Source organism: Rhodococcus sp. MPR-R1B (assembly GCF_058793255.1).
The window spans coordinates 1-11909 of the sequence record NZ_JBXAFO010000015.1 but is presented as its reverse complement, the minus strand read 5'-3'; the positions used below and the strand labels follow the sequence as shown (position 1 = coordinate 11909).

At 56.6% G+C, this 11909-nt stretch carries 9 protein-coding genes; 7 read left to right on the top strand and 2 right to left on the bottom strand.

Translation table 11 applies throughout. The features are described from left to right. Positions 1 to 8 precede the first annotated feature (8 nt). The 7 genes from AC1Q61_RS20325 (at position 9) to AC1Q61_RS20295 (ending at position 7514) form a co-directional block, all read left to right on the top strand. Positions 9 to 929: a prephenate dehydrogenase dimerization domain-containing protein gene (locus AC1Q61_RS20325; RefSeq protein ID WP_492650989.1), complete on the top strand. Its 921-nt coding sequence runs from the start codon at positions 9 to 11 to the stop codon at positions 927 to 929. Between the two features lie 6 nt (positions 930 to 935). Beyond that, positions 936 to 1886, top strand: coding sequence for a diiron oxygenase (locus AC1Q61_RS20320; protein ID WP_047270221.1), 951 nt, complete (start codon positions 936 to 938; stop codon positions 1884 to 1886). A 717-nt stretch (positions 1887 to 2603) separates the two neighbouring features. Then, a complete protein-coding gene (locus AC1Q61_RS20315) occupies positions 2604 to 3575 on the top strand; it encodes an ATP-binding cassette domain-containing protein (RefSeq protein ID WP_037129211.1) in 972 nt (323 codons plus the stop codon). Next, a complete protein-coding gene (locus tag AC1Q61_RS20310; RefSeq protein WP_047270223.1) occupies positions 3572 to 4435 on the top strand; it encodes an ABC transporter permease in 864 nt (287 codons plus the stop codon). Before AC1Q61_RS20315 ends, AC1Q61_RS20310 begins: the two co-directional genes overlap by 4 nt. Further along, positions 4432 to 5292: an ABC transporter permease gene (locus AC1Q61_RS20305; protein WP_047270224.1), complete on the top strand. Its 861-nt coding sequence runs from the start codon at positions 4432 to 4434 to the stop codon at positions 5290 to 5292. Before AC1Q61_RS20310 ends, AC1Q61_RS20305 begins: the two co-directional genes overlap by 4 nt. 155 nt (positions 5293 to 5447) lie before the next feature. Continuing rightward, a complete protein-coding gene (locus AC1Q61_RS20300) occupies positions 5448 to 6497 on the top strand; it encodes an alpha/beta hydrolase (protein WP_050656632.1) in 1050 nt (349 codons plus the stop codon). 96 nt (positions 6498 to 6593) lie between these two features. Further along, positions 6594 to 7514 (top strand): esterase/lipase family protein, encoded by a 921-nt coding sequence (locus tag AC1Q61_RS20295; protein ID WP_047270226.1) that lies wholly within the window; start codon positions 6594 to 6596, stop codon positions 7512 to 7514. 900 nt (positions 7515 to 8414) lie between these two features. On the opposite strand, the gene AC1Q61_RS20290 is transcribed toward AC1Q61_RS20295, so the two are convergent. Both AC1Q61_RS20290 and AC1Q61_RS20285 read right to left on the bottom strand, forming a co-directional pair. Further along, positions 8415 to 8564 (bottom strand): glycosyltransferase family A protein, encoded by a 150-nt coding sequence (locus AC1Q61_RS20290; RefSeq protein ID WP_492650988.1) that lies wholly within the window; start codon positions 8562 to 8564, stop codon positions 8415 to 8417. Positions 8565 to 9134: 570 nt separating this feature from the next. Beyond that, positions 9135 to 11909, bottom strand: a 2775-nt coding sequence (locus AC1Q61_RS20285) for a non-ribosomal peptide synthetase (protein ID WP_492654898.1), incomplete at its 5' end; no start/stop codon positions are given.

Sequence of the window (11909 nt, the reverse complement as noted above, 5' to 3'; positions counted from 1 at the left end):
ATCCAGCCATGACGGCGACATCAGGCACAGCGACGGTTGTCGGCGGGCTGGGTGCCGTCGGATCCATGTTCGTCGAACTGCTTCGCGCCGGGGGGTCGACCGTCACCGTCGTCGACCCAGCAGGCAGCGATCCCGACGGAGATGTAGTCGTCGGAGACATCACGAAACCCAGTGAGCAAGTCCTCGCGCACGTGGAGTCCTCGCGCATCATCGTGCTCGCGGTTCCCGAACAGGTCGCTCTAGCCGCACTACCGAGCCTTCGGACATCCGGCGCTCTCGTTGTGGACACGCTGTCGGTCAAATCGCGGATGGACGCAGCAATCGCCGACGCCGGCCGAGAAGGGGAGTTCCTCGGACTCAACCCCATGTTCCGTCCGTCGCTCGGGCCACGCGGTCGGGCCGTCATCGCAGTGCCGTACGTCGGCGGTCCGCAGTCCGACAGATTCCTCGACATCGTGCGCTCGTGGGGCGCGTCGGTCGCGGTGATGGACGCCGATCGTCACGACCGGTTGGCTGCGGCCACCCAGGTTCTGACACACGCGTCGGTGCTGGCTTTCGGCGTTGCCCTGGCTGAACTCGGAGTTTCCGCGGACGAACTCCTCGCGGTCGCCCCTCCCCCGCATCGGACCTTGCTCGCGCTCCTGGCGCGTGTAGCCGGCGGCGAGCCGGAGGTGTACTGGGACGTGCAAGCGGGCAATCCGTATGCAGGTGCGACACGAAAAGCACTGTTCGATGCCACCGCACAGGTGGACAGGGCGGCCGAAACCCTCGGCGACTTCACGACGCTGATGAAAACCGCCGACGCAGCGCTCGACAATCGCTCAGGCGAATTGAACGCGGAGTGCCAGAGCTTGTTCGATCGCATTGCCGAAGGGCACAGAGAGATCGCCGAAGGGCACAGAGAGATCGCCGAAGGGCACAGAGAGTAGGGCACGATGAGACCTGGAGTGAGCCCGCCCAGCCTCCCGGAGTACGACGCCTCCGATCCGGTCGAGAGTGCAATCGTCCGCCGCCTTGCGAGCAATTGGGCGCGCCGGGCAACCGTGAAGAAGGCGGAGCCGGAACTGGACGATCTCTTCGATTCGTCGTTGTCCGACTACCCCGAAGCACTTCTCCCGTTCGCGGAGCATCCGACCTACCTGGCATTGAGCCCCGAGCAGAAGCAACGCCTGCAAGCCTGGGCATGGATCGCGTTCAACAAGAACGTCATGGACATCGAGAAGTACGTCGTCAATCCCGGCTTCGACGTTCTCGCCGAAGACCGACTCGGCGTCGGTCTCGGAGATTGGGCTGCAGTGGCGGTCAATCAGGCGATGGTCGACGAGCAATATCACACGCTCATGCACTTCAATGCCAGTTCAGCGACCCGTCGAGGCAGGGGCTGGGGGCTGCCGGCCAAGGCATTGCCCGACGTCCTGACGGTCCGCACGCAGGCGCAAGCCCTCGACGCAGCCGAGGGGCCTCGCAAGATTGCCCTGACACAGTTGGCGTTCATGACCGTCGCCGAGGTGTCGATCACCGCATACCTCGACCTGATCTCGGACGATCCGGGCGTTCAGTCGATCAACCGCGCGACAATCCGGTTGCACGCTCGCGACGAGTACTGCCATGCCTCGATTGCCGGGGAACTGGCCGTGTCGGTCTGGGATTCCCTGGATCGTGGAGATCGCAGCTATCTGTTGGAAGGCTTCGAGGGCGCCATGCGCGCTTTCAGCGGGACCGACTTCGGCGCTTGGCGCGCAATCATGGAGATCGAAGCCGTAACCGGCGGACAGAAGATGCTCGACGACGTCGAATCTGCGACAGAAAATTCACTATTCCTACAGGATTACAGTGGGATTCAAGCCCTGTACGGAAAGATTGCACCTCGATCGGGGCTCACTTAGAATTTCACAACCTAGGTCATGCATTATTCGGAAGAAATCTTCGTGACGACAAAAGAGTTCGTGCACACCCTCAGCCCGCCCGAGCCTCACGATTATCTCCGCGTCGATTCGACCGATAATGCCGCTACGTGTAAATCTTCGACTCCGCCGAACATATTCTTGATTGACTCTGCTGTGTCATCGGACAATTAATGCCCACGACTATAATATCGTCGACGTAGCCACCGCGCCAACAATGCGTCAACGCAAATCGCAATGTACTCGCACTCGTCATGTTCACGACCTACGGCCGAAAGTGTCGAGTTCGCCATTTGTCGATAAAAGCACGGATTGCCAACCGCGACTGCCCTAGCGCCCGCTGGAAAAAACGGACATGGAGCGGATTAACCCGCGAACCAGGCAAGACCATCCTATTCGCAATCGAGAAGAACTACCTGCGCTAATACCAACCCTATCGCCTGGCAACGTGATCGAAGATGTTAGAAATCAGCCGGATCAAGCGCATGTGACTTTTGACACAAGGTGAATTTCAGGGTGATCGACGCCTGCAGAGTCGCTGGCAGACCCGTTTCCCACAGACGACTGAGCTCGACGACCGAAGTTCCGGCCAACCCCTCCGGTAACATCTGACCGGAGAACGCAGATATGAGACAGAAGGCATCTGTGCGCCCGTCGGGAGCGCGTGCCCGTTCCGACCATGCAGACAGCGGAGTGTTGATGCCCTTTTCCACGGACGCAGCAGTACTAGTGGAGGACGTACATAAGTCTTTCAAGAACGTGCACGCGCTGCGGGGGATCAACTTCGTCGCCCCACGCGGCACAGTGCTCGGAATCCTGGGCCCGAACGGCGCAGGCAAGACCACCACGGTGAAGGTGCTTTCCACGCTCATCCGCCCAACCAGTGGGCGCGCGACCGTTGCAGGCTACGACGTAGTGCGAAACGCACCCGAGGTTCGACGCTCCATCATGATGACGGGCCAATTTGCGGCTCTCGACGATTCGCTGACAGGGCGCGAGAACATCGAACTGTTCGGTCGCTTGATGGGACTCGACAGGATGTCGGCGAAGGTCCGGGCTGCCGACCTTCTCTCGCAGTTCGATCTCGTCGAGGCCGGATCGCGCGTCGTACGAAACTATTCGGGTGGTATGCGGCGACGAATCGACATCGCGTGCGGTCTCGTCGTTCGACCCGAGGTTGTCTTCCTCGACGAACCGACAACTGGTCTGGATCCGCGAAGTCGACAGAGCGTCTGGTCGTTGGTCCAATCACTGAAGGAACAGGGCATCACGGTGCTCCTGACAACTCAGTACCTCGAGGAAGCGGATCTACTCAGCGACAACATCATCGTCATCGACAAAGGCGCGGTCATCGCCGAGGGAACGGCCGATGAACTGAAGGCTCGAACCGGTGCAAGCTTCTGTGAGATCGTCCCTTCGGATCTTCAGCAATTGGCTCACGCGGTCCACGCACTCGGAAATCTCGTCCCGCGTGACTTCAGATTCGACCTGGCGCAGGAGAGTGGCCGAATCGCCATACCTGCCCCTGTTGGAGCCGGAACGCTCTCAGAAGCATTACGCCGTTTGGACCACGCGCGAATACCGCTAGCTGACATCGCACTTCGCCGCCCGTCACTCGACGATGTCTTCCTCTCACTCACAGGTGAGCAGCACGTAAGTGAGACACAGTGACAACGACAACCAAGTTCGGGGTCGATCAGGTCACGGTTCGAGGCGGATCCCTCAGTAAAATTGCGGTTCCCGAAGCCTTGAGCGTCGGCAAGCATCGCCGCCCTCACCCGTCCGCGATCAATCAGTGGTGGGTCCTGACGGCCCGAACCGTCAAATCGATGGTCAAGCGCTACGAATTGTTGATCGCCGTCATCGCGCCGCTGATTTTCACGATCGGCTTCTACCTCCCGCTGAAGTTCGTCATGCAGCTTCAGGGCATCAACTACGCCCAGTTTCTGATGCCCATCATCGTGCTGCAAGCCATGGCTTTCACGTCGATCTCTGCTGCCCAAATGGCTTCGACTGAAACAATCACAGGTTTCAGCAACCGAATGAAGACCATGCCTGTGTTCGGGCCGGTTCCTTTACTGTCCCGCCAATCCAGTGGGTTTGTGCGATCCACGGTTGCCCTTGCCGCGGCGTTGACCTTCGGGCACTTAATTGGATTCCGATTCTCGGCCGGATTGGCTCAGGCTGCTCTGTTCTGCGCGATTGCCCTTGCCTTCAGTACATGTCTATCCTTCGCTGGCGACGCAATCGGCTCGCTGTCGAAGAGCCCTCAAGCGACAAGCCAGGCGCTCACGTTGCCGCAACTTATCCTCGGGATGCTGTCATGCGGATTTGCGCCCGAAACTGGCTTTCCCGAATGGATCCGCCCATTCGTTCGAAATCAACCAGTATCCCAGTTCTCATTCGCCATGCGTGATCTCGCGCAAGGCGGTGTAAGTTGGAACGTGTTGTTCCCAGTGGTGGCGTGGACAATCGGGTTGATTGCGGTATTTGCACCGCTCGCCTTCTGGGCAAGTTTGAGGCGATCATGAGCGAGCCGACTGATCGTTTCATGGCAGTTGTCCGCCCTGCTGAGGGGTTCAACTTCCCATACCCAGACAAAGCGTTGCCGGAGAATTCACTCAATGCGCTTGTCGTGCACAGTTGGATTCAGGCCAAACGACTGCTGATCACGTGGATGCGTGACCCTTCGACAACCATTCAGGCCCTCGTGTATCCGGCGTTCATGCTCTTGATGTTCCGGGTGGTGTTGGGCAATTCGATTTCCGCAGCAACCGGGCAATCAAGCATATTCGGAACCGTGCCGCTGATCATTCTCGTCGGCGCGATGTTCGGATCGATCGCAAGCGCTGTGGGACTTAAAGGCGAACAGGCATCCGGACTGCTCAGCCGGTTCTGGACGCTACCCGCACACCGCGCCTCAGGTCTTGTCGGACGCATGATTGCTGAAGCTGTCCGCGTCCTCGTCACATCAATCGTCATCCTCGCCGTCGGATACGCCCTTGGCTTCAGATTTAACCAAGGCCCTCTCGCGGCTGTGGCACTCCTGGCTCTACCCATTGTGTTTGGTGTTGGTTTCGCAATGATGGTGACTGCACTCGCAACAGTGTCCGCGAATCTGCCACTTGTCGAGATTGTTTCAATTTCATGCACTCTGTTGATGTTTTTCAATTCGGGATTCGTACCCGTCATCGCCTATCCGAAGTGGCTACAGCCCATTGTCGCTGAACAACCCATGTCTGTGGCGATCGACGCGATGAAGGGTTTGTCGTTAGGAGGACCGGTGGCCGAGCCTATGATCAAGACACTGATCTGGTCACTGGGGATGGTGGCAGTGTTCATTCTCCCGGCGATTAGGGGATTCCGACGAGCAGCAGAAACCGCGTGAGGACCTGGAATTCAGCGGCGACCAGGTTTGGCGGAACTGCCGATCGTAACGATGGCGTTCGAATAACCGACTTAGCAGTCTGAGAACCACGTCAAACGCTGGCCGCAATTGCGCCGAATGCGACCATGCAACGAGAGGGAAGTAACTTGACGCGAATGAATCAATCCGTGTGGCGGCGTGTAACTGAAGTTGCCGCCCTCACCATGGCCTGTGCGCTGATTCCAGTCGGAATTGCGAGTGCAGGGACTCCTGCTCACCAGCAGGATGGCGACTCGTCTGAGTCAAGCGCGGACGGTTCGTACATCGAATCGGTCGAAAAAATCAACGAACGCCAGCAGATCGTCAACGTATACGCAGCGTCCATGGATCGCACGGTTCCGATTCAGGTCATCACGCCTGCGGACAACTCCGTGCCACGCCCTATCTTGTATCTCCTCAACGGCGCGGGCGGCGGCGAAGACTCGGCAACGTGGGAGTACCAGACTGACGTCGTCGACTTCTTCCAGGACAAGAATGTCAATGTTGCAACGCCTGTTGGCGGCCGGTTGTCGTACTACACCGATTGGGAGAAAGAAGACCCCAAACTCGGCAAGAACATGTGGAGTACCTTCCTTGGCAAGGAACTCCCACCGCTGCTCAACAAACAACTCGGCAGCAACGGGGACCAATCTTTGGCAGCGATCTCGATGTCAGGTACCTCAGTTCTCAATTTGGCCATCGAGTACCCAGGTTTCTACAAGTCGGTTGCGGCGTACAGCGGCTGTGCGCAAACCAGCGATCCCCTCGGACAGCAGTTCGTCAGGACTACCACTGAGTGGATCGGCGGGGTTGATGACATCCAGAACATGTGGGGTCCGTTCGACAGCGACGGCTGGCGAGAACATGACCCACTGGTTAATGCAGAGAAGCTTCGGGGGACTCAGATTTACATGAGCACCGGGAGCGGGCTGCCAGGCTTCCCCAACGACACACCAGCGAATCCACGTATTCAGGACGGCCGCGCTGCAATGTTCGATCAGATCGTCGTCGGAAGTCCGATCGAGCTGGCAACGAATCTCTGCACCTCGAACATGGCAAAGCGACTCTTCGACTTGAAGATCCCCGCAGTGGTCGACTTCCGCCCAGTCGGTACGCACTCGTGGGGCTATTGGCAGGATGATCTGCACAAGTCCTGGCCGTTCATCGCGCAGTCGCTGGGCATTTAATAACGAGCGGTGGTCGCGTATCAAAACGCGGCCACCGCGCCGGCGGATCCATTCGTTAACGCGTAATCGTGTACCGAGAAGACATCGAGAAAACAGATGAAACAACTGCGCCGCGTCCTAGTTCCCTCACTCGTCGCGGCCGTACTGCTGGTTTGCCTACCATCGCATGTGATCGCCGAACCAGAGCCGTCGCCCGGGTTCGCCGAGATGGGAGCGTCGCCCGCTGGTGCGAACGACTGGAGTTGCAAGCCGACGCCAGAACATCCCCGCCCGGTGGTCCTTGTCCATGGAACTGGCATGAGCATGACCGACACCTGGAATGTCTTGTCCCCTCAGCTCGCGGACCTTGGCTACTGTGTTTTTGCTCTGAATTACGGTGGTGCTCAAGAGATTCTCAATCCGAACGTCGTGCACTGGGGGATCCGAGATATTTCCAATTCAAGTCGTGAATTGGCGTCGTTTGTTGCATCCGTGCAATCACATACCGGCGCCAGTCAAGTTGACCTCGTCGGTCATTCACAAGGCGGAGTGGTGGCCCGTCAATATTTGAAGTTTGATGGTGGGGCAGATGCGTCAGACCCATCTGCAAACGTTGTTCACACCGTTGTCACTCTCGGCGCGACAAATCACGGGACCACGTTCGGAGGACTTCAGGCGAATGCGCGATCCTTGTCTGCGATGGGCCTTCCAGGCGATCTGTTGGTCCAAGCCATCTGGGGGCCGGCCGGAGTTCAGCAATTGTATGGCGCGCCATTCTTGACAAGCCTCAACTCCGGTTCTGAGACTCAGCCGGGTGTCAGATACACTGTCATCGCATCCGCTAGTGATGAGATTTCGACCCCCCCGGAAGCCACCTTTCTGACGCAAGGACCCGGATCGTTAGTCGATAATGTTTGGGTTCAAGACACTTGCCCTGGTAACACAACCAGCCACGGAGACCTCGTTCGAGACAACCACACGCTCGATCTGGTCAAGTTTGCGCTCGATCGACAGTTTGTAATGAACCAATGTAATTAGTGACGATCGGCGTTAGGCCCCTTTTACATGATCGTCAGAAAAGCACAGACCAGCAACCGAGGTGCAGTCAAATTCTGCAAGGTCCGCAACCGAAATCACCTTCGGGACTTCGCTCACAAGAAACCAATAATTCGGCCAGCAAGTCGGACTATCCCACTGACCCTAGCGACCTATCACGTCACAGTACTTGGTTGACTCATCTGCCTGAGGAAATGGCAAAGCTCGCGCACTCCTAGACTGCAAGAGATTCCTCACGAACATATGCGCCCTAACTGGATCGTACGCCAAATGAAAAGGCCACAGGACAATATGGCATCAATATAATAATTCCCAGAAGGGCGGTCAACAGCGGAGTCTTGATACCATGTCGAGCATAAGTCCTACGCGAAGCACCAATATAGCAATCATACCCTAAAGGCGATGGCCATCCTCGGCGACCCGCTATTTCCGCCCATATTACCAATAGTTGCACTTTAGCCAAATTCTTATAAATGAACACATAGTAAAATCAATATCTTCGTGAATTTGATCGGACACACTGACAACGTCCCTCGCTGATTCCCAAGCCTTCTCTACGAATTGCCTTATTGTTTCCCTACAAAGTTGGAAGGGGCCGGATGTCCCTGATCTTTCCAGGCTCCACCTGTCGATCAAGCGACCGAGTTCGATAGTTTGACATTGGCGTTTCGTAGAAATAAGAAAGTCCCGTGCACCCGCAATATCATCGCGTTACGTAAAGAAATCTATTACACACTTGGCTCAACCGTCAGAAACTGCGGCATCGACATCAATCCGAACAATTAACGAAGAATTTTTTTCAAAACCGGCATTACATGCTTGCGTCACCCCGGAAAAGATCCGAAATCAATTTCACCTTGTCGATCTTTTCAGAATAATCTTTCAAGATCGACGCTGGAGAGTAATTTGAGTTTTTTCTACAACAACAACAACAACAACAACAACAACCTCCGTTATGAATTCGATTTGTTTCAGTAGAGCGTCGATGCACCACTTGAGATACTTTTCTTCATTGTAAACGGGTATAACCACTGAGAATTACACCGGCACTCCGGCAGACTACCCGATCGAGACAAGTTGCACCGGGATGTCGGCCCTTGGCTGAACTTCACATTGGCAAGAGACCCGATCGCCCGTTTCACCTTCGCTGGATCGGCGATGTCCCGCTAATCATTTAGCCGGGCAAACCACTTGATCGTCGAGGTGATTTGAAGCGTGTGATTTCGACGTCACTTATTTGGGCCCAAAAGAGTGTGGATCCTCGATCGTGACGTGTGATCATACGCCACTAGTGCATGGGAGGATCAGGTCAAATCGGGCTTCGCCCCGCTGCACGCCTAATCCTCTGCCGCAAATAACCCCGAGGGCCAAAACACAAACGACAGTCAGCCTTAGCATGAGGAATGTTAGTGCAGGATTTCTCGTCCAACGATCTCATCGAAGACCCCTAGGACGTCCGCCGTCGAACCCAGTCCAAATGCCTTCCCGAATGAATTCACAAGATCTACACCAATAGTAGGGGAAGTCGACGTGGTCAGGTTAACCCCACGTCGACTTCGATCGATCAGGTGAGCCGCCGTCGGGCTTCCAAGTTCTGGGCGATCACATCTGCCTTAATGCCGTGTTGACAATCGGGCCGATCAAGGCCAGGCCTTCAGGCGACATCATATCGACGTGTGCAATATCGACTGGCGTCTCACTAACGGCGCCTCGGACAAACTGACGCCAAATCTCTGCGCGGATCACTGCAGAGCCTTCATCGCTTGAGCTGACGAACACAATTTCACCATCGAAGATCGGCGGGGTGTACTCGTTCATCAACCGATGCATCCGGGCGATACTGACGAACAGACGCTGAATTCGTTCAGCCGTCAGGCCGACTGTCTCACCTTCCACCAGGGACATCAATTCCCTAGCGCGCTCTAGTGAGAATTCCTCCAGCTTCTCGTCTTCGTGGAGGGCGATACCGATATTCCCGATCTCAGAACGCAAACCGTCCGCGAATTCTGCTTCGTCCACTTTCGCGACCGAACCGTCGAGGAGTATCAGCGAGCTGACCTTTCCACCCAGTTCCTCGAGCCGCGCAGCAACCCCCTGCGCGAGAACACAACCAAGCGACCACCCGAGAATTCGGTACGCCCCTTCTGTCTGCACTTTCATGATCTCGTCGGCATAGCGATGCACGTAATCGGACAACGTCTCTGCGTCAAACCCCTCCTCAGTCAAGGCCGGAGTCTGCAATCCATATATCGGTACATTTCTGTCCACGTGAGCAGACAGCGGCGCATAAGGCCACGCTAGCCCCATCAAAGGGTGGATGCAGAACAGTGGGCGCTCAGTTCCTGTCACACGAATTGGCATCATCACCTGAATCGCATTGTCGCGATCAGTTTCAAAGCCGACACGCATTCCAACTCCGAGGCTGTCTGCTAGTGCGCTAACTCCCGAGTTGGTGAACAGAACTCGCACAGGAACGTCCGTCGACATCGCGCTACCGAGCCTGGATACCGCGCGCATCGCGATCAGTGAGTTACCGCCAAGCTCGAAGAAGTCGTCGTCCAGCCCGACTCCCTCGACCCCGAGGAGTTCGCCAAATACCTCGGCCACGAGACGCTCCGTGTGCGTGACGGGTGCACGGAACGCCCTTGTCTCGAACACAGGTGACGGCAACAACCTACGATCCAGCTTGCCGCTGGTGTTCATCGGCAAAGCGTCCAAAACCACAATTGCAGACGACACCATGTACGACGGCAGCGACTTCGACAGGTAACTCGTTACATCCGAGGTGTCGACTACGCTCCCGTCAGTCGGCACGATGTACGACACCAACGCGGTTGTGCCGGAGGTCAATTCTGTGCCGATTGTCACACTCTGCTCGATGCCAGGGTAGGCCAGCAATGCCGAATCGATTTCGCCGAGTTCAATTCGGAATCCACGGACCTTAACCTGAAAATCGCTTCGGCCGACGTACGCGAGCTGAAGGTCTGTCGTCATCGTATCTCCAGCGGTCCAACGCACTAGATCGCCGGTGCGATACATTCGCGCACCCCCGTTCGAATACGGGTTTGCCACAAACCGATCAGCAGTCAACCCGCGCCGTTCGTAGTACCCACGGGCTAGAACGTCACCCGACAAATACAACTCACCGCGAGTTCCAACGGGAACTGGATTCAGCTGCTCGTCCAGCACTAGCGCTGTGACGCCTGAGATCGGCGAGCCGATTGTCACTGGGCTTTCCGCAATCAATGAGGCATACGTCGAGATGATCGTCGTCTCTGTTGGTCCATACGCATTGAAGTACGACCTTCCCGGCGCCCACCTGGCCAAGAGATCCGGAGACGTAACGTCGCCGCCGACCGAAACCACCTCTAGATCAGGCAAGGTATCGGGATCCATCGTTCCAAGCACCGCGGGAGTGATGATCGCGTGGCTGACACTTTCAGAACGGATCAGATCTGCCAACTCATGACCACCCAACACAGATGGAGGAACGACGACCAGCGTCGCACCCACGTTGAACGCCAACATCCATTCGAGAACCGATGGATCGAAGCTCGGCGCGCAATTATGGAGAATACGAGACTCACTAGAAACGGAGTACAACTCGCTCGCGATATTCAGCAATCCGAGAAGCCCCGAATGAGTTACCGTCACGCCCTTGGGTTTGCCCGTAGAACCCGACGTGTAGATCAGGTAGGCCGGATGTTCGGGGCGCAGAACTGAGACTCGATCAGTTTCGCGGATAGCCGACGCTTCCTCAGCCGAGCACATCTCCATTGTCAGTGCATCATCGATCATCAGCCACTGAGCAATTTTCGGCAATGTTTCCGAGACAGCGGAGGTTGTCAGCCCAAAGGACGCGCCCGAATCCGAGAGCATGTGCTCAATTCGATCTGACGGATGTTTGGGATCGATCGGTAGGTATGCCGCCCCCGACTTTGCAACCGCCCATACCGCGAGCACCATCTCATACGACCTAGAAAAAACCAGCGGCACTATGGATTCGGGGCCAATTCCGCGTCCGATGAGAACCCTGGCAAGCCTGGATGACATCTCATCGAGTTCCCCGTAAGTCACTGATCGACTACCAGCTCGGACTGCAATCGCAGTCGGATCGACCTCGCAGGCGGCAGTAAGTATATCGACCAGCCGACTTTGAGGCATTTCGGTCGTGCCATCGGCGTTCGTCAACATCCTGCGTTCGTCGACATCCAGGATATCTATGTCACCCAAGACAATCGACTGATCAGCAACGACCGCACCGATGATCCGCTCGAATCGTTCAGCAAATGAGGCAACCGTCGACTCGTCGAACAGATCCGTCGCATACGTCAACGACACCGCCATCCCCGCCGCAGCACCCGCATCGTCGAACGA

What these genes read in the sequence shown, in the direction of transcription:
- AC1Q61_RS20325 (WP_492650989.1), top strand. Translation starts at nt 9, where the DNA reads ATGACGGCGACATCAGGCACAGCGACGGTTGTCGGCGGGCTGGGTGCC.
- AC1Q61_RS20295 (WP_047270226.1), top strand. Translation starts at nt 6,594, where the DNA reads ATGAAACAACTGCGCCGCGTCCTAGTTCCCTCACTCGTCGCGGCCGTA.
- AC1Q61_RS20305 (WP_047270224.1), top strand. Translation starts at nt 4,432, where the DNA reads ATGAGCGAGCCGACTGATCGTTTCATGGCAGTTGTCCGCCCTGCTGAG.
- AC1Q61_RS20320 (WP_047270221.1), top strand. Translation starts at nt 936, where the DNA reads ATGAGACCTGGAGTGAGCCCGCCCAGCCTCCCGGAGTACGACGCCTCC.
- AC1Q61_RS20300 (WP_050656632.1), top strand. Translation starts at nt 5,448, where the DNA reads ATGAATCAATCCGTGTGGCGGCGTGTAACTGAAGTTGCCGCCCTCACC.
- AC1Q61_RS20315 (WP_037129211.1), top strand. Translation starts at nt 2,604, where the DNA reads ATGCCCTTTTCCACGGACGCAGCAGTACTAGTGGAGGACGTACATAAG.